Annotated in this window: 16 protein-coding genes; 9 read left to right on the top strand and 7 right to left on the bottom strand. The window is 66.7% G+C overall.

Translation table 11 applies throughout. From position 1 onward, the window contains the following. Positions 1-8: 8 nt before the first annotated feature. The 3 genes from AAF604_02285 to AAF604_02275 form a co-directional block, all read right to left on the bottom strand. Positions 9-1,370, bottom strand: a complete 1,362-nt coding sequence (locus AAF604_02285; protein ID MEM7048452.1) for a PQQ-binding-like beta-propeller repeat protein — start codon at positions 1,368-1,370, stop codon at positions 9-11. Positions 1,371-1,451: 81 nt separating this feature from the next. Then, positions 1,452-2,048 carry a uracil-DNA glycosylase family protein gene (locus AAF604_02280; protein ID MEM7048451.1) on the bottom strand — a complete coding sequence of 199 codons (597 nt, stop codon included), beginning with the start codon at positions 2,046-2,048 and terminating at the stop codon, positions 1,452-1,454. Next, positions 2,045-2,977, bottom strand: a complete 933-nt coding sequence (locus AAF604_02275) for an AraC family transcriptional regulator (protein MEM7048450.1) — start codon at positions 2,975-2,977, stop codon at positions 2,045-2,047. Before AAF604_02275 ends, AAF604_02280 begins: the two co-directional genes overlap by 4 nt. Before the next feature lie 284 nt (positions 2,978-3,261). Here AAF604_02275 and AAF604_02270 point away from each other — a divergent pair, with 284 nt between their 5' ends. After that, positions 3,262-3,756: a YHS domain-containing (seleno)protein gene (locus AAF604_02270; protein MEM7048449.1), complete on the top strand. Its 495-nt coding sequence runs from the start codon at positions 3,262-3,264 to the stop codon at positions 3,754-3,756. A gap of 103 nt (positions 3,757-3,859) precedes the next feature. Here the strand turns inward: AAF604_02270 and AAF604_02265 are convergent, their stop codons facing one another. Next, complete coding sequence (locus AAF604_02265; protein MEM7048448.1) at positions 3,860-4,789, bottom strand: radical SAM protein; 930 nt, start codon at positions 4,787-4,789, stop codon at positions 3,860-3,862. Between the two features lie 83 nt (positions 4,790-4,872). On the opposite strand from AAF604_02265, the gene mutM reads away from it, so the two are divergent. From mutM to AAF604_02245, 4 genes are all read left to right on the top strand, one after another. Beyond that, positions 4,873-5,697 carry a bifunctional DNA-formamidopyrimidine glycosylase/DNA-(apurinic or apyrimidinic site) lyase gene (gene mutM / locus AAF604_02260; GenBank protein MEM7048447.1) on the top strand — a complete coding sequence of 275 codons (825 nt, stop codon included), beginning with the start codon at positions 4,873-4,875 and terminating at the stop codon, positions 5,695-5,697. Between the two features lie 37 nt (positions 5,698-5,734). Next, positions 5,735-6,361, top strand: a complete 627-nt coding sequence (gene udk, locus AAF604_02255; protein MEM7048446.1) for a uridine kinase — start codon at positions 5,735-5,737, stop codon at positions 6,359-6,361. A 43-nt stretch (positions 6,362-6,404) separates the two neighbouring features. Further along, complete coding sequence (locus AAF604_02250) at positions 6,405-9,233, top strand: tetratricopeptide repeat protein (protein ID MEM7048445.1); 2,829 nt, start codon at positions 6,405-6,407, stop codon at positions 9,231-9,233. A gap of 92 nt (positions 9,234-9,325) precedes the next feature. Then, a complete protein-coding gene (locus AAF604_02245; protein ID MEM7048444.1) occupies positions 9,326-9,919 on the top strand; it encodes an ECF-type sigma factor in 594 nt (197 codons plus the stop codon). A 39-nt stretch (positions 9,920-9,958) separates the two neighbouring features. Here the strand turns inward: AAF604_02245 and AAF604_02240 are convergent, their stop codons facing one another. Then, positions 9,959-11,731 (bottom strand): SLC13 family permease, encoded by a 1,773-nt coding sequence (locus AAF604_02240; GenBank protein MEM7048443.1) that lies wholly within the window; start codon positions 11,729-11,731, stop codon positions 9,959-9,961. A gap of 18 nt (positions 11,732-11,749) precedes the next feature. Continuing rightward, positions 11,750-13,672 carry a PilT/PilU family type 4a pilus ATPase gene (locus AAF604_02235; protein MEM7048442.1) on the bottom strand — a complete coding sequence of 641 codons (1,923 nt, stop codon included), beginning with the start codon at positions 13,670-13,672 and terminating at the stop codon, positions 11,750-11,752. A gap of 216 nt (positions 13,673-13,888) precedes the next feature. On the opposite strand from AAF604_02235, the gene AAF604_02230 reads away from it, so the two are divergent. Beyond that, entirely contained in the window at positions 13,889-14,713 is an 825-nt protein-coding gene (locus tag AAF604_02230; protein MEM7048441.1) for a hypothetical protein, read from the top strand. A gap of 112 nt (positions 14,714-14,825) precedes the next feature. Further along, positions 14,826-16,214 carry a MiaB/RimO family radical SAM methylthiotransferase gene (locus AAF604_02225; protein MEM7048440.1) on the top strand — a complete coding sequence of 463 codons (1,389 nt, stop codon included), beginning with the start codon at positions 14,826-14,828 and terminating at the stop codon, positions 16,212-16,214. Here the strand turns inward: AAF604_02225 and AAF604_02220 are convergent. Further along, positions 16,166-17,314 (bottom strand): serine hydrolase domain-containing protein, encoded by a 1,149-nt coding sequence (locus AAF604_02220; GenBank protein MEM7048439.1) that lies wholly within the window; start codon positions 17,312-17,314, stop codon positions 16,166-16,168. The two genes, AAF604_02225 and AAF604_02220, sit on opposite strands and share 49 nt — an antisense overlap. 376 nt (positions 17,315-17,690) lie before the next feature. Between AAF604_02220 and AAF604_02215 the strand changes: the two genes are divergently transcribed. Both AAF604_02215 and AAF604_02210 read left to right on the top strand, forming a co-directional pair. Continuing rightward, positions 17,691-17,954, top strand: a complete 264-nt coding sequence (locus tag AAF604_02215; GenBank protein ID MEM7048438.1) for a hypothetical protein — start codon at positions 17,691-17,693, stop codon at positions 17,952-17,954. Beyond that, positions 17,951-18,286, top strand: a complete 336-nt coding sequence (locus AAF604_02210; protein MEM7048437.1) for a gamma-glutamylcyclotransferase family protein — start codon at positions 17,951-17,953, stop codon at positions 18,284-18,286. The genes AAF604_02215 and AAF604_02210 overlap by 4 nt, the downstream gene beginning before the upstream one ends. Positions 18,287-18,309 lie beyond the last annotated feature (23 nt).

Here is an 18,309-nt window from a genome sequence, read left to right as displayed (position 1 = left end):
GAGACAATCTAGCGAGTCGCCTCGGCAGGCTTGGCGTGGCCCACCGCCACCACTTCCTTCAGGGTGCGGAAGTAGATCGTGCCCTCGGCGATGGCCGGGGTGGAGAGGATGCGGCCGTTGATGTCGTTCTCGGCGAGAACCTTGGGCTCCTTGCCGGCGGCGACCACCAGGATGACGCCGTCCTCGGAGCTGAAGTAGATCTTGCCGTCGCCGGCGACGGTCGAGGCGACGAAGCTGTAGCGGCCGCCGCCGAGGCGATCGGCGTAGTGGCGCTCGCCGGTCTTGGCGTCGAGGACCGTGAGCACACCGTTGTCGCGGCCGACGAAGTGGAGACCGCGATAGACGATGGTGGTGGGCATGTAGGAGCCGCCGCGCTCGCGAAACCAGGGCAGCTTGTCGGGCGTCAGCGTGCCGCTGGCGCTGGTCGGCACGACGTAGATCGGGCTGCCGCCGCCGTGGGAGCTGGTGAAGTAGATCAGGTCGTCGATTACGAACGGTGTCGGCGTTGGAATGTCGCCGGTGCCGGCCATCTTCCAGAGCTCCTCGCCGGTGGCGAAGTCGTAACCGCCGAGGTGGCGGAATCCATTGACGATCACCTGCTTGCGCTTGCCGTCGTCGTGCACCGTGGGGGTCGACCAGGTGGGAACATCGTTGCGCGGAACCCGCCAGATCTCGCGACCGTCTTTGATGGCGAGGGCAGTCAGAAACGAGCCCTTCTGGACATCCGCCTGGATGATGATGCGGCCGTCGACGAGCACCGGCGAGGAGCCGAATCCCCACTGGGCATCAGGCGCCAGGAAGAAGCCCGAGTCGAGCAACCCGAGGCTCTTCTTCCACTTCAGGTTGCCGTCGAAGTCGTAGACGTAGAGGCCTTCGGAGCCAAAGGAGACCACCAGATGGGTGCCGTCCGTCGCCACTGTCGGGTTGGCGTGGGTGGACTTCAGGTGGCGCTTGACCTGGGGCACGGTCTCGACGGCGGTGCGCCGCCACAGCACTTTGCCACTCTGGCGGTCCAGGCAGTAGAGCTCGAAGCGATGGCTGGAGTCGTCCTTCACCGGGTCGATGTCACCGTAGAGACCGGTGCGAATGCCGGCATCGTCCTTCTCGCTGACGGCGGTGGTCAGGAAGAGCTTGTCGCCCCAGATCACCGGGCTCGAATGGCCGAGACCCGGAATGGCGGTGCGCCACAGAATGCCCTCGCCGCTCTCACCGTCCCACTTCTCCGGCAGGGGATGGCCTTCGGCGATGCCGCGAGCCCCTTCGCCGCGGAACTGCGGCCACTGCTGGGCTGAGGCGGTGGTGCCGAGGAGCGTGAAGAGGAGGAGAGCGAGGCCGACGGCAGGGAGGGCGGACGAGCGGTTGATGGCCATGGCTCGACTCTATCGCGGCCCCTGGCGCGGAGGTGGCGGCCGAGTCGAGATGCTTCCGTCAGGGTCTTCGGACGTCAGGGACTACGGATCGGTGCCTGTGTGGTCCGAGAGCATTTCGGCGACTTTCCGCCGGAGTGCCGGCAAGACCTCGATTTCGAACCACGGATTCTGCTTGAGCCAGCGGTTGTTCCGCGGGCTGGGGTGTGGCAGCGGCAGAAGGCGCGGAAAGGTCTCGGCCCAGGTCTTGACGGCGGCGGTGACCGAGCGCTTCGTTCCATCGAGATAGGTGTTCTGGGCGTAGCGGCCGATGAGGAGGGTTGTCTCGAGTCGCGGCATCTCGGCAAGCAGTGCCGCGTGCCAGGTAGAGGCGCACTCCGGTCGCGGCGCCAGATCGCCGCCTCGACCAGTCCCCGGGAAGCAGAATCCCATCGGCATGATGGCGAGGGCTGGGTGCCGATAGAACTCCTCGCGGGAGATTCCCAGCCAGTCCCGCAGGCGATCACCACTCGGGTCGTTCCATGGGATGCCACTCTGGTGGGCGAGGCGACCGGGAGCTTGTCCGATGATCACCAAGCGAGCCGCGGACTCGATGCGCAGCAGAGGACGAGGTCCGAGAGGCAGGTGGGACTGGCAGATTTCGCAGCGCGAGACGTCGTCGAGAAGGCCTGAAAGGCTCATCGTGTTTCCGCCGACTGGCGGTGAGCGCGGCGATAGGCTCCGGGACCTTGTCCCAAGTGCTCTTTGAACTTGCGACTGAAGGCGGCTTCGGAGCGGTAGCCCACTCGATCGGCGACGCTGCCGAGGGTCTCGCCGGCGCGCAGCAGCTTGCAAGCCTGAATCATGCGCTGCTCGGTGAGGTAGGTCATCGGTGTCATGCCCATCAGCTTCGAAAAGTGGCTGGTGAAGGAGGTGCGGGACATGGCGCCTTCGCGCGCCAGCGCCTCGAGGGTCCAGGGGTGATCGAGACGAGAGTGCACGGCATCGAGGACTCGGCTCAGTTGCGGATCGGCGATGCCGGCGAGGATCGGGACGGGAGCCTCCGCCGACTCGGCGTAGTGTCGAATGACCTGGACGAACAGCACCTCCGAGAGGCGGCGGGCGATGGCTTCGCTGCCGGGGCGCCGGTCGTGGACTTCCTCACCGATGAAGCGCATGACCTGGTCGATCCAGCGGAAATCGTAGGTCGACGTGGCGGGGACATGGACGATGGGGGGAAGAGACCGCAGGAAGGTCTGGCTGAAGTCCTTGTCGAAATCGAAGTGGCCGCAGATCAGGCGACAGGCCGGACCCTCTCCGCCCCATCGAAAGGGGCCATCACCGCTGTAGCCGGCCTCGTCGATGGCTTCGTCGAGGGGCACCGGTGGCGTCGCCTTTTGGTCTTGGAGCAGATGCTCGAGGCCGTGCGGGACCAGGGCCAGATCGCCCTGTTCGAGGCGAAGGGTCTGGCCATTGGCACTGAGAAGGCAGCCTCCCTCGACCGCCACGTGAAAGCGACACACGTGCCGGTTCGCCGGTACGGTGAGCCCGAAACAGGCGCGAAACTCTGTGGGGTAGTAAAGGCTGCCTCGCATGGCGACGCGATCGAGAATACGGCTGAGAACATCCATGGCTCCAGGCTAACTCATCGTCATGTCTTTGCGGATTATTCTGAACGATCGAGCAGAAATGTTGAACGGATCAGCAGGTCCGTGGCGGCGGAAGGCTATTTCTGAGAGTTCTTTTCTGGGATATCTGCTGGCAAAGGCCCATGTGAGCATCTTGCAGATCGAACGAAGTCGTGAACGATCGAGCAGGAACTGCGGCCGTCAGGGCATTCCTCTGAGCGGGCGAAGAGACCAATACTCCAACGGTCGATGTCGGAAACCTCAATCGAGCTCAGGAGTACCGTTCCATGACGACTTTCACGCGACTTCGCTTTCTCTTTGCCCTGGCTGCCGTGGCTCTCATGCTGGGGGCCGGCGTTGCCTCCGCCGGTGTCGCCACCAGCGCTTCCAATGGCTTGACCAGCGCCGGCGCGCCTCTGGCGATCCATGGCTTTGACGCGGTGGCCTATCACCAGGAAGGTGAGTCCCGGCGCGGTCTGGCGAAGCACCAGACCAAGTGGCAGGGCGCGGTCTATCGCTTCACCAGCAAGGCCAATCTCGAAACCTTCGAATCCGATCCGCAGCGCTACGCGCCGGCCTTCGGTGGCTTCTGTGCCTATGGTGTGTCGGTGGGCAAGAAGTTCGACGGCGATCCGGAGGTCTTCAAGATCGTCGACGGTCGGCTTTACTTCAACCTCAATCCCGAGATCCAGGCGACTTGGGAAAAGAGCTTGGAGCGCAACCTGCGCAAAGCCGAAAAGCAGTGGCAGAAGATTGCCTCCGTGGCCGTCGACGAGCTGTGAGGCCGGCGGGTCAGATGGCTGGACTTCTCGAGGGCGGCAGGAGCCGCCCTCTTTTCTTTGTCCGAGATTCCTCCAGCCTCGATCGGTCGGCCGGTGGCGTTCCTCAACCGCGGCTGATCGTCGGGCGCGGGTAGCCCATTTCCAGGTAGAGCCGCCGAAAGTCCGAGAGCAGGCGATTCTTGTCCGGTCGCCGCAGGCTGCTTCGCCGACCATAGAGGCGCCGGTACCGGCTGATCAGCCGGGGCTTGCGCTCTTCGATCCAAGCCATGAAGCGTGGCCGGGTCGCCATCGGTAGCTCGAGACAGTGGCCGACGATGTCGAAGGCGCCGGCGTCGCGGGCGGCCTCGAAGAGCGGTGCGAGTTGCTCGGCCTCATGGTTGATACCGGGCATCAGGGGAATGCAGCGCAGGTCCGTGGCAATGCCGGCCTCGGTGAGCCGCTCGATGGCGGCGAAGCGGTCCGCGGGATCGGCGCCACCGGGTTCGAGCTCCCGCGACAGGCGAGCATCGGTGGTCGCGATCCCCATGTGGACCGTCACCGTGTGTCGCAGGTCGAGCTCCATCAGCAGGTCGAGGTCGGCGACGATGCGCGGTGAGCGGGTGGCGATCGACAGGTCGAGGCCCCGGAACTTGGTCATCACCTCGAGCAGCGAGCGGGTGAGGCGAAAGCGCTCCTCGGCCTCCTGGTAAGGATCGGCGAAGTGGCCGAGGGAGAGCGTCTCGCCCGCGAACTCTTGCCACAGGAGATGGCGCTCGAGGGCCTTGGGGGCGCCGGTCTCGACGAAGATCTTGGTCTCGAAGTCTCGCCACCGCAGGAGCTGGAAGGCGTGGTGCCCGCGGCGGTTGGGGCAGTGGATGCAGGCCGCCTCGCAGCCGCGGTAGGGATCGAGAGCCCAGACCGTCCCGGTGCGTGCGTCCTGCACCCGGCGGAGAATCTGCCGGCGATCGAGCTCGATGTGCTCCGTCGTCGGTTCATCGACGCGCGCCGGCAGCGGCGCGAGGGTGGGAAACAGGGGCAGGGTCGTCGTTGTCATACGCTCTATTTACGCCTTTCTGGGGCGTAAGTCAAGAGATTTTGCGTTCGATTACCGCCTTCGGGGGCGGTAATATGGCGGATATGCCTGAGTTACCGGAGGTTGAAGTCCTGCGCCGAAGTCTCGAGCCGCACCTCGTCGGAGAGCGCATCGAAGGGGTCTGGGTGGGACCGGCGGATCTGCGCGAGGCGGTCGACCGGAGAGGATTGAAGCAGGCTGTCGCCGGCCGCGGGATCGAGCGCCTGAGGCGCCGGTCGAAGTACTTGCTGATCGATCTCGAGGGCGGACGAACGCTGGTGGTGCACCTCGGGATGAGCGGCCAGTTGCTGGTTTCGGAAGGCGCCGAGGGCCGCGACAAACACGAGCACGTCGCCTTTGCCCTGGCTTCCGGTCGCCGCCTGCGGTTCGTCGATCCGCGGCGCTTCGGTCTGGTCTTTGCGCTGCCCACCGAGGACCTGGAGTTCGACCGCCATTTTCTCCACCTCGGACCCGAGCCCCTGGACGACCTCTGGACCGGTGATGCGCTGCGCGACGCGGCTCGCGGCCGCCGCGGGCCGGTCAAACCCTTCCTGATGAATGCCAACGTGGTCGTCGGGGTGGGAAACATCTACGCCTCCGAAGCCCTGTTTCGAGCCGGTGTCCATCCCAAGCGCTCGGTGGCGCGGATCGCGCCGGCGCGCTGGGATCGGCTGGTCGCGGCGGTCAAGGCGGTGCTGTCCGAAGCCATCGGTGAGGGCGGCACCACCTTCAGCGATTTCGCCGACGGGGAGGGTCAAAGCGGCTACTTCCAGGTGTCGCTGAACGTCTATGGTCGTGAGGGGGAACCCTGCGGGCGCTGTGGCCAGGCCCTGCGGCGCATCGTCCAAACCGGGCGCAGCACCTTCTACTGTGTCTCCTGTCAGACCTGACCGGTCGGCGCCTATCGGCTGGGCATAGAATGGCGCCATGAGCTCGCCATGCTTCTTGGTCGGAGTCGCCGGAGGGAGCGGATCCGGCAAGACCACCGTCGCCCGCGCCATTCTCGACGCCGTCGACGAGGGCCGCATCGGGCTTCTCGAGCAGGACAGCTACTACCGCGATGTGAAGTGGGGCGGCGTCGAGGGAATCCGTCGCCACAACTTCGATCACCCGGACGCCCTCGACAACGAACTCTTGATCTCGCACCTCCGGGCGCTGCGCTCCGGCAGTGGGGTGGATGTGCCGATCTACGACTTCGTCGAGCACCGCCGCACCGCCGAGACGCGGCGCGTCGAGCCGCTGCCGGTGGTGGTTTTGGAAGGCATCCTGATCTTCACCGAGCCGGAGATCCGCGAGCTGCTCGACCTCAAGATCTTCGTCGATACGGATGCTGATCTGAGGGTCCTGCGGCGCTTGAAGCGCGACCTCTGCGAGCGCGGTCGCGAGGTCGAGGACATCATGCGCCAGTACGAAGACTCGGTGCGACCGATGCATCTCGAGTTCGTCGAGCCATCGAAGCGCTGGGCGGACGTCATCATTCCCGAAGGTGGGGCGAATCAGGTCGCGCTCGAGATGGTGGTGGCGCGAGTCGAAAAAGCCCTTCCGACCCGCTAGGGCGCCTCCTCAATCGCCGCGAGACCGGCCGCGGAGCTCAATCATGGCACCGTCCGACTATCGTCGAGTCGTCGAGCTGGTCGACGCGGCCCTCGAGCTCGAGCCGCCGGATCGCTCCGCCTTTCTCGATCGAGAATGCTCCGACGACTCCGAGCTCAGGGCCGAAGTCGAATCGCTGCTCGGCGAGGAAGATGCCCTCAAGGCCGACTTCCTCGGCATTCCGGCGGTGCTCCAGGCGGTTGATGTCATCGCCGATGAGCATCGTCTGGCTCTCGAGGCTTCGGACGACGCGGCTCGGCCCGCGCTGCCGGATCATGTCGGGCCTTATCGGGTCCTCGAAGAGCTCGGTCGAGGGGGCATGGGGACGGTCTATCTCGTCGAGCAGCGGGAGCCGATCGAGCGCCGTATCGCCCTCAAGGTGATCCACGGCTTCGAGGGTGACCAGGGCACTCGGCGATTTGCCGCCGAGTGCCGAGCCCTCGCCCGGTTGAAGCATCCCAATATCGCCGCTGTCTACGATGCCGGGGTGGCGGACGATCGCCGCGCCTTCGTCGCCATGGAGTGGGTCGAGGGCTCTCACATCACCGAATGGTGCGATCGCCATCGGCTGTCGATCCGGGCTCGAATCGAGCTCTTTCTCGGCGTCTGTGCCGGGGTCGGCCACGCTCACCAGAAGGGCCTGGTGCACCGGGATCTGAAGCCGTCCAACGTGTTGGTCGCCGAGATCGATGGCCAGGCGGTGGCCAAGGTGATCGATTTCGGCATCGCCCGTTCCCTCGACGAAGCGGAGGCCTCGGCCCCCAATGCCGACCCCGAACGGGTCGGCGATCTGAAGGTGGACCGCAGCCAGAGCCTGTTGATGGGCTCGCCGGCCTACATGAGCCCCGAGGCCGCGAGTTGGGATCTTCGCTCCGAAGTCGACACCCGAACCGATGTCTACTCTCTCGGGATCCTGCTCTACGAGCTGCTCGTCGGGGTGCCTCCCTACGAGGCCTCGGAGCTCGGCGTCGGGGCCCTGCTACATCGCGCCCGAACCATCGATCCGCCGCCGCCGAGCCGGCGTTGGGCGGAGCTCGACACCGGCCGTCGAGGGCCACTCGCCGAACGCCGCGCAGTCGGCCCTCGAGCCCTCGGACGCCATCTGCAGGGCGATCTCGACGCCATGCTGGTCAAGGCGACGGCGCGGGATCGCGATGCCCGCTACGACTCCGCGGCGAGTCTCGCGGCCGACCTGAGGCGCTACCTGCAACATCGACCGGTGGAGGCTCGGGAACCGTCCCTGGGCTACAACCTGTCGCGCTATCTGCGGCGCAATGTCGGGACGGTGCTGGCGGTGGCGGCGGTGATCGGCGTCTTGACCGCGGGAGTGGTGGCGCGCACTCAGGAAGCGCGCCGCGCCAATCTGGAAGCCGATCGCGCTCGTCAGGCCCAGGTCGAGGCCGAGCAGGTGTCGGACTTCCTGATCGGCCTCTTCGAGCTGGCGGATCCGGATCGTGGCGAGGACGACCCGGAGTCGGTGGACGAGCTGATCGCCCGAGCGGAGGGGTCGATGGGCGACGAGCTGGCGGATCAACCACAGGTCAGAGCTCGCTTCTTGCAGACCCTCGGACGGATCGCGATGACGCGCAGCGACCTCGATCGCGCGGCAGCCCTCTATGAGCGAGCGCTGGCGCTGCGCGAAGCGGAGCTGGATCCGGGCGATCCCGAGATCATCACCTGTGTCGGCTCCTTGGGGGTCATTTATCGCCGCCAGGGGCGCTTCGACGAGGCGGAAGCCCTCGGCTTGCGGGCTATCGAGCTGATCGAGTCCGCCGCCGAGCGGGATCCGGCGCGACTCGCCGCCACCGTCACCTGGCTGGCGAACCTGCACTACCGTCTGCACCGGTTCGACGAGGCCATCGCCGGGCACCGGCGGGCTCTGGAGATCCGGCGCAGCGAGCTGGCCGACAACCCCGGAGCGATCGGAGAGTCGCTCAACAACTTGGGAGTCGCGCTGCGCGGCTTCGGCCGCTATGGCGAGGCGCGACCGATCCTTCGCGAAGCCGAGGGCTTCTTCATCGAGGCTTTTGGAGACCAGCACCCGTTGGTGGTGGGGTGTTGGCTCAATCTGGCAGGGATCGAAGAGCAGTTGGGCGGCTGGGAGGAAGCGGAGCGGCTGCTGCGACGGGCGGCGAGCGCCTGGCAAGAGGTGCACGGCCCGACCCACCATCGCACCCTCTTGGCGCGTCGCGCCCTCGGCGCCCTCTGGCGCCGAGGGTCGCGAGCGGACGAAGCGATCGTTCATCTGGAAGGCCTGCTGGCCGAGCAGGAGGCGGCGGGCGAGGGCGATGCCCGGGAGATCGGCAGGACCCTTCGGGAGTTGGGGAGGGCGCTGTTGCTCGCCGAGGATTTCGCGGGCGCCGAGAGGGTCTTAGGGCGCGCCCTCGAGCTCTACGGACAAGACCAGTTTGCGGTCCGTCGAGTGCAAACCGACCTGGCTCAGGTCGCCTGGAAAAGGGGCGATCTCGCCTCCGCCGTGGCCGCCTTCGAGCCCTTGCTGGCGGAGTCCGTTCGGCAGCGCGGCGAGGATCACCCGGTGAGCGCCGTGATGTTCCGCCGGCTGGGGACGGTCCGGATCGAGCAAGGTCTCTACGATGAGGCCGAAGCGCTGCTGGACCAGGCCCTGAAGACCCACGAAACCCTCTACGATGTTCCAACCCGTGATGTCGCTCAGGATCTCTTCCAGCTCGGCCGTCTGCGCCTGAAGCAGGGGCGGCGCGAGGAAGGGGCCGAGTTTCTGCGGCGGGCTCTCGAGATCTTCGAGGGCGTCCTGCCGGACGACCATCCGGAGCTCTTGGAGGCCAGGGCCGAAGCCGTCGCTGCCGCTTCGTGAAGGGGTCGTCGGCGAACCGAGCTTCGGCGACGGGCGAGCAGCGAGTAGGATGGAGTCAGGGCCGAGAACGTCGACCAAAGCGCAGGCGAGACTTGAACCAGGTAGCTCCAGATCCCCGCGGGGAAGTGACGCAGCTCCTCGGCGAGCTGCGGCGCGGCCGCGACGATGCATTGGAGCGATTGATTGGCTTCGTTTATGGGGAGTTGCGAAGGGTCGCCATGGGCCTGATCCGGCGCGAGCGATCCGGTCACACTCTGAAGGCCACCGAGGTCGTCCACGAGGCTTATCTGCGGCTGTTCGATCGCGACACGCTGGTGTGGGACGACCGGCGTCACTTCTTCGGCTCGGCGGCGATTGCCATGCGCCGGGTGCTGATCGATCACGCCCGCCGGGTGACAGCCGGCAAGCGCATCCCCAAGGACGAGCTGATCCCCATCGAGCTCGCCGACGATTACCTCGTCAATCCGTTCGACATCGAGATCTTGGCCCTCGATCAGGCCCTCGACCGCCTGGCGGTGATCGATCCACGGCAGGCTCAGATCATCGAGCTGCGCTACTTCGCCGGCCTGACCGCCGCCGAGGTCGCCGAATTGCTCGAAATCTCGCGCGGCACCGTCACCCGCGAGTGGCGGGTGTCGCGCCTCTGGTTGCGCCGGGAAATGCGCCAGATCGAGGTGGAATCGTAGGCGCTCAATCGGTCGCTGCGCGACCGTTGCAGCAGCCTGCTAGAAGGGCCAGATGCGCGGGATCAGCAGAATCGCCGTGATCCAGCAGAAGATGCTCAAGGGAGCGCCGGCGCGGGTGAAGTCGGTGAAACGATAACCGCCAGGGCCGTAGACCATGGTGTTGGTCTGGTAGCCGATGGGGGTCATGAAGCTCATCGAGGCGGCAAAGGTGATCCCCATCAACAACGGTTTGGGGTCGACCCCGAGGGTGCTCGCCACCGACAGGGCGATGGGCACCATCATCACCGCCGCCGAGTTGTTGGAGATGACCTCCGACAGAAGCGAGGTGAACACCACCATCATGGCGAGCACGGCGACCGGTCCGTAGGGTCCGCCGACGGCGGCCAGGGAATCACCGATCAGAGAATCGAGGCCGGTGTTGACCATCGCTTTGCCAATCGGCAAGACGGCCGCGATCAGGAAGATCACCGTCCAGTTGATCGCCTTGTAGGCCTGCTGAATCTGAATCGTCCGGGTCAGCAGCATCGCCACCACACCGAGGATCGAAGCCTTCAAGATGGGCATCACTCCGGTGGCGGCCAGCAGCACCACGATCGGGATGATGGCGGCGCTGATCCACCACCGTCGGCTCAGCCGTAGCCGCACGTCGACCTCCTGCAGGGGAGTGAAGTCTTCGAGGCCGTTGAGGGCCTCGATGCGGGCCCGAGGGCCGAACACCAACAGCGTGTCCCAGTGCTCGAGAGGGATGAAGGCGATCTTGCGATGGATCATCTCGCCGGTGCGGTTGAGGGCGAGGACGAAGCAGCCGTAGCGCTTGCGGAAGTCGATCTGCTTGAGGGTCTGGCCCACCAGCTGCGAGGTCGGGGAGAGCTGGACCTCGACCAGGATGTTGGACTCGTCACTCAGGCTCTCATCGCCGAGCTTGGTGTCCGACAGCAGCAGCAGGCTGTAGTGCTCCTTACACGACAGGATGTCTTCCATCGAGCCGCGGACGATCAGCACATCGCCGGCGGCGATGCGGGTATTGCGCAGGTCCATCGAGATCTTGAGCTCGCCGCGCAGAATCTCCAGCACGTTGAGCTGGAAGCGGTCGCTGATCTCCTCTTCGGCCACGGTCTTGCCGATCAGGCGCGAGTCGGCGGGCACCTTGACCTCGGTGAGGAAGGCACCCATGTGGTACTTGCGGGTCAGGCTCGACAGGATGCTGCGCGACGGCAGGAAACGCATGGGAACCAGCAAGAGATAGGCCCCGCCGACGACGAACAGCAGCCCACCGACCCACGCGAACTCGAAGATGCTGAAGGGCTCGAGGCCGCTTTCGGCCGCCATCGAGCTGACCAAGAGATTGGTCGAGGTGCCGATCAGGGTGCAGGTTCCGCCGAGAATCGAGATGAAGGACAGCGGCATCAGAATCTTCGAGGGGCTGATGCGGTAGTGCTTGGCGATCAGGATGCCGACGGGCATCAGGATGGCGACGGCGGCGGTGTTGTTGATGAAGGCCGAGAGCGCTCCGGTCAACAGCAACAGGAGGACGGCGGCTTTCCACATGGAGCGCCCGGAAAGGTGGGCGATGCGGTGGCCGAGGCGGTTGACGACCCCGCTGTGCACCAGGCTGTCGCTGAGCACGAACATCATCATCACGGTGATGACGGCGGGATTGCTGAAGCCGGCGATGGCTTCCTGCGGCGTGACCAGATCGAACAGCAGCAGCAGCCCCAAGGCGGTGAGGGCGGTGACGTCGATCGGCAGCCACTGCTTCGCGAAGGAAGCGGTGGTGAAGAGAACGATGCCGGCGAGTAGAGCGACTTCCAAGGGGATCGATTCGGCGCTCTAGGCGGTGTCGTCGCCCGACGCTCCGCTCTCTTCTTCGAGGCTGCGGAGGCGGGCCTGGAACGTGGGACGGTCCTGGGCATGGCGGTAGGCTTCACGCGGCTCGACCAGGCCCATGACCACCAGCCGGTGAAGGGCGTCATCGCGCAGCACCATGCCCTGCTTGCGACCCTGCTCCATGGCGTTCGGAATCTCCGAGCTGCGCTGGTTGCGGATCAGCTCGGCGATGGAACGGGTGATCAGGAGAATCTCGTAGGCGGCGACGCGGCCGCCGCCCTTGCGCCGCAGCAGGGTCTGATGCAGCACCGCTCGCAGGCTCGAGGCCAGCATGCGCCGAATGCGCGGTTGCTCGGCCGGCGCGAACTGGTCGATCAGCCGTGACACGGCGCTGGCCGCGGAGCTGGCGTGCACCGTCGAGAACACCAGGTGGCCCGTGTCGGCGGTCTCCAGCGCGAGGGAGGCGGTCTCCGGATCGCGCAGCTCGCCGACGGCGATGACGTCCGGGTCCTTCCGCAAGGCGGCCTTCAGGGCGATCTTGTAGGTCTCGCTATCGCTACCGATCTGGCGTTGCACCACCAGGCTCTTGCGAGTCGGGAAGATGAACTCCACCGGCTCTTCGAGGGTCACGATGTGGGCCGTCCGGTTGCGGTTGATCTCGTCGAGCAGCGCGGCCAGGGTGGTGGTCTTGCCGGACGACGTCGAGCCGGCCACCAGGATCAAGCCGTCGGGCAAACCGGTCAGGCTCTTCGTGATCTCCGGCAGGCCGAGCTCCTCGAGGGAAAGAATCTCCGGGGGAATCAGCCGGAAGGCACCGCCGATGCCGCGACGATCGCGATAGAGGTGGGCGCGGAAGCGGCCGCGACCCTCGAGCTCGAAGGCGAACTCGGTGTCGCCGACGCGGTCGAGCTCGCGCCAGGCGCTGTCCGGCGTGACGTCCCGCAGCAAGCGCTCGAGGACGTCGGCTCGCGGGCCCGAATAGCCGGTGAGGATCTCGAGGGTGCCGTCGATCCGCAGTCGCGGCTGCTGCCCCGGGGCGAGGTGCAGGTCCGAAGCTCCCCGACCGATCACCTCGACGAGGAGCGGTCGGACATCGGAGACCTCGAAGGAGCCGGTGGCGGAAGCTTCGAGACGAGGGTCGGTCGGAGGGACGGTCTCGTCCCGTGGGTCTGGGACCGGCGGTGGCGGCTCCGTCACCAGCACCGGACGGGGCGGTGCCTGAGCGGCCTCGGTCGGGGTTGCCGGCGGCTCGGGGCTGCTGGGCCGCGGAGATCCGGTCTCCGTTGCCGGAAGCACCGGTGGCGAGACGGTCGGCTGAATCTTGGGTACCTCGGGGGGCGATGGCGCCCCGGCCGTCGGTGCCGTCGGCTCGACCTTCGGGGGCTCGAGCTGCGGCGGCTCGATCTTGGGCAGCTCCGTCTGTACCGGCTCGGCAAGGGAAGGACCGGCCTCGGCCGTCAGCACGGAGTCGGCCGCGGCGGAGCTGCCGCCGCCGCCCTTGGGCCAGAGATTCTGCGGTGGAGGCGCGCTCTCCAGCGAATCGCCGGCCGCCGGCGGCTCGAAGAGGGCCGGCTCCGGCATCGGCGGCTGCATGGTCTCCGGCGGTGGCTCGGGGACTTTGGCTGTGGGGTCGTGGGTCACCGAGACCAGCCAGCCATTGGGAGTGTTCAGGCCGAAGAAGCGAAAAACTCTTTGGCCGACCGCGTAGTCGAATTCCCAACGATCCTGCTCCTGGGCCTCCGGGACCTCGCCCGGTGGAGCGATCTCGCGCAGCAGGCGATCGATCACCGGACCATCGAGGGGCGTCTTGGTCACCTCGTGGTCGGTTCCCCCCTTGCGCAGGCAGGGCCGACGGCCGGGTTCCAGCACCAAACAGTCCATCTTCTTGGCTGCAAGAGCCAGCAAGAGCTTGTCGATCGTTGCCATGAAGATCGCTCCGTTCCCAGCGTTTCGCCATTGAAGTCGAGGCGGATGGGGAGTTTATCAAGGCCTCGCCGGCCCTCGCCGCGACCGCTCCCAGGGGCGGCCCGGAAGACGCGATCGGAGGCGCTGGGCCACCGGCAAATCTTGACTTGGTGCGCGGCGACGAGCTACTTTGCGTCGCCGCCAGCTGCTGAAAACCCGACCCGGGAGGTACTCCCAATGCTGCGCACGACTGCTTCGTTACTCGCCCTCTTGCCGCTTCTCCTCTGGGGATGCTCGCCATCACCGCCGGCCGTCGGCGAGCTCACCGTGTCACCGGCGGAGATCCGCCTCGATTACCCGGCCCACGTTGCGGTGCAGTGGCAGTGGCGGATGGACCTCGAGGCGGTGCCGCGGCCGATGGTGTTCGTTCACCTGCGCAACGCCGCGGGCGACCTGGTGAAAACCTTCGACCATCCTTTTCCGGAGCGCTGGCAGGCCGGGGACACGGCGCGCTACGACCTGCCCTTGACCCAATCGATGCTGGCGCCGCCACTCGAGGCCGGGTCCTACGAGCTGGTCGCCGGGCTGTTCGTGCCGGCGGGCAAGCGCTTTCCTCTCGCCGGCGGCGATGGCCGCGAGACGGTGATTGCCCGCGTCGAGGTGCCGGCACCGGGAGCGACCTTCCCGACCTTCCACTTCGAGGGCCCTTGGTCGCCGGTGGAGGCCGGAGCCGATCGTCAGATTCTGGCCAAGCGTTGGCTGCGCCGCGAGGCGACCCTCGAGGTGCGTGGGGTCGAGCGGGCCGGTTCCCTCGAGCTACTGGTCGAGCTTCCGACGGCGGCGCAGGGGCTGACCTTTCTCGGCGAAGAGCGCGAGCAGACGGTGCGGGTGAGCTCGACCTGCGGCAGCGAGGCCTGGCTGCGCGGAGCCGGCGTCCACCGCCTTTCCCTGGCGGTGCCGGAGGACTGCCGCTTCACGCTGACGCCGAACTACACCCTGCTCCTGCCGGAGGATCCGGAGCCGCGCTCGGTCGGCTTGCTGGAGGTTTCCTGGGGAGAGTAGGAGAGCGCCCTCGCGGCGGCCCTGCCGGGCCGCGCCCTGGTCTTGGCAAGTCCCGCGACTCAGGGCGCCGGCGCGAGACCTCGAGAGTCCTGCGATAACGTACCGGTTGGTCATGCGCGTCCACTTCACCAATCTCGGCTGCAAGCTCAACCAGGCGGAGCTCGAACGCCTGGCGCGGCGCTTTCACGCCGCCGGGCACCAGGTCGTCGGGCGCCTCGAAGAGGCCGACCTCCACGTCGTCAACAGTTGCACCGTGACCCATCGGGCGGCGCGCGATTCGCGCAAGGTGGCGCGACGGGGAGGGCGCCTCGAAGGCGACATCAAGACGGTGGTCACGGGTTGCTATGTCAGCGATCCGGAGCTCGCCGCGGCGGCCCATGAAGGCATCGATCTGGTGGTGCCGAACAGCCACAAGGAAGAGCTTCTCGAGCGGGTCGAGGCGCGCTTCCCGGAGCTGTCCGCGGCGGGAGTGGCGAAGGGTGGCGGGCTGCCTCTCGACGCCCTCGGCCAGCCGGAGCAGGCCCTCGCCTTCGGCAACACCCGGGCTTTGGTCAAGGCTGAAGACGGCTGCAACATGAAGTGCTCCTTCTGCATCATTCCTTTCACCCGCGGTCGCCAGCGCAGCCGGTCGGTGGCGGAGGTGGTGGCGGAGGTCGCCGAGCTGGTGGCCGGCGGTGCCGTCGAGGTGGTGGTGACGGGGGTGCAGATCTCCGCCTATCGGGCGGGTCAGGCTCGCCTCTACGATCTCGCCCGGGCGATTCTCGACGACACCGACCTGCCACGCCTGCGATTGACCTCGATCGCTCCCTGGCAGCTCGATCCCCGGATCATCGACCTGTGGCGTGATCCGCGCCTGTGCCGGCACACCCACATGTCGCTGCAGAGCGGTTGTGACGCCACCTTGCGACGCATGCGCCGTCCCTACAGCGGCGAGCGCTATCGCGAGGTGGTCGACTCGGTGCGACGGGAGATCTCCGGCATGGCGGTGACCACCGATGTCATCGTCGGCTTTCCCGGCGAGAGCGACGACGAGTTTGCCGCCGGCCTCGACTTCGTGCGCTCGATGGACTTCGCCAAGATTCACGTCTTTCCTTACTCGACGCGCGAGGGCACGCTGGCGGCGGAGCTGCCGGATGCGGTGCCTCACGAGGTCAAGCGCCGCCGCATGGAGGCGATGCTGGAAGTGGCGGCCGACAGCGAGCGGCGCTTCCAGGAAAGTCGAGTCGGCGAAACCCTGCCGGTCCTTTGGGAGCGTTGCCGCGAGGGGCGCTGGTCGGGGGTGAGTGACAATTACTTGAAGGTCTTCGCGCCGGACGACGGTCGCGACTTCCTCAATCGCCTGACGGCGACCCCCGTCGTGGCAACCACCGGAGGAGGTGTGGTCGGAGACCTGGCGGCGTCGCGGGACCTTCTGGATGCCGGACGCCGGCTGGCGCTGACGCCGCTGGCGGCTCAGCCAGCGGCCGTCGACGCGTCGCTGCTCAGCTCCAAGTCTTCGTAGATCGCCTCCACCACCGCCCGCTGGCGGCGGTCGTGACCGGCATCGTCGGGAGTGCCGTTGAACACCAGGGCGACGACCAGCCCGTGGGTGGGATCGGCGAAGCCCGTCGACGATCGGTAGCCGCTGTGGCCGAAAGTACGGCGCGAGCAGCGGCGGCCATAGCTGTAGGGCACGGTGTCTTCGCCGTACTGCTTGGAGTCCGGGATGAAGCCCAGCCCCCAGTCGAGAACGTGCTTGAAGGTATGGTCGAAGAGACCCACCCGGTGGCGCGCGGTGAGTGCCTCGACGGTCGGGCTCTGCAGGATTCTGCCGCCACCGAGACTGCCGCCGGCGGCGAGGGCTTCGTAGAAGCGCCCGAGCTCCCGGATCGGTCCCCTGCCGTTGCCGCCGGGGGAGGGCCGTGTCACCCTCTCGATGCCGTGCCAGGAATGCTCCCGCGGCCGCCGAAACGGGGCGCCCTCGCCATCGGCAGTGTTGTAGGAGCGAGCGATACGATCGCCGTAGCCGCGGTAGGACTCCTCCGGCATGCCGATCCAGGAATCGGCCATCCGCAAGGGCTCGAAGATTTCCTGGCGCACGTAGGTGGAGAAGGGACGGCCATCGAGACGATGCACCAGCTCGCCGAGCACGAACCAGCTCGACGTCAGGTGGTATCCGGCCTTTTCGCCCGGAATCCAGCGGGGCTCCGGTCGACGGTTGCAGATCTTGTCGACGATCTCTTCCCAGGTGGCGTGGGGCCAGCCGACCTCGAGCATACGGATACCGCCGGTGTGGGTGAGGAGATGACGAATCGTAATCGTCTCCTTGCCATGGGCGGCGAAGGCCGGCAGATGGCGGGCCACCGGATCGTCGAGCTCGAGGCGTCCGCGCTCCCAAAGCTGGCCGATGGCGACGGCGGTGATCGGCTTGCTGGCCGACAGCCAGAGGGTCAGGTGCTCCGAGGTCAAGGGTTGGCCCTCGCGATCGGTCCCGATGGCGAGATCGGCGACGGCTTGTCCTCCCAGGGAGACGTAGAGCTGGGCTCCGAGGTGGAGCTGGTCTGCGATGCCGCCCTCGATGGCGGCGAGGGTCTTGGTGAGGCGGGTTGAGCTGTTGGTCACGGGACGGTTCCTCTCTCCGGGCCGGTCTTCGAAGCGGTCACCATGCCGCAATCGGCTTTCCCTGGCAAGTCGCCGCCTGAAACAGAATGGCCGGGCGAATTGTTTTCAGCGGGCAGGCGAAAGGGGCCGAAGAATTTCGGCCCCTTTCGGATGTGAACCGCGCGGCCGAAACCGCGGGGGTGGTAGGAGGTCTGGAAGGGCGACGTTGCCGCCGCTGGGGCCCCGGGCTTCCCAGATCGCGGACGCAATCTGGTGGGTCCCCGGTAGGAGGTCGCCACCCCGAAGGATGATGACCTGTTCTATTCACCTATACGGAACAGAACGAGTGTTCGTTTTATGCCCGATTGACCAAAAGTTCCTGATATTTTTTTCGTCTATGGTCGATTCCTCGTCGCGCCCTCGGGCCGGAGCCCGCAAGCGCCGCCGCGGCCAGCTCGATAGCTCCGCTCTGGAGCGTCTACCGCTCCATCCCGGGCTGTGTGCCAACTGTCAGTTCCTCGAGCTGCAAGCTTCGAAAACCAGCGTCTTCGTGCGCTGTGGCCGCTCGGACGACGATGAGCGCTTCCCGCGCTATCCCCGCTTGCCGGTGCACGTCTGTCTGGGATACGAAAAGCGTCCCCAAGAGCCGCCATCGCCATGAGGCCATCTCGGCTCTTCGTCTACGGCACCTTGGCGCCGGGCCGGCGCAACCAGCATCAGCTGACCGCCCTCGGCGGCGATTGGCAGCCGGCGGAGGTGCGCGGAACCCTCCATGCCGCCGGCTGGGGAGCGACCTACGGCTATCCCGCTCTGATCCTCGACCCGGCCGGCGATCCGGTGTCCGGGTTCGTGCTGACTTCGGATAAGCTCGCCGACCACTGGGAGAGGCTGGACGCCTTCGAAGGGGAGGCTTACGAGCGCGTCGCGACCCGCGTGCGGCTCGACGACGGCCAGACCGTCGAGGCCTTCGTGTACGTTCTGCGCCCTTCTTGACCGGCCTCGCCCCTGGAGATCGC

Source organism: Acidobacteriota bacterium (assembly GCA_039028635.1).
In the GTDB taxonomy this organism is placed as follows: Bacteria; Acidobacteriota; Thermoanaerobaculia; order Multivoradales; family JBCCEF01; genus JBCCEF01.
Note: the sequence above shows the minus strand (reverse complement) of the source record. Positions and strands in the feature narration are given on the sequence as shown.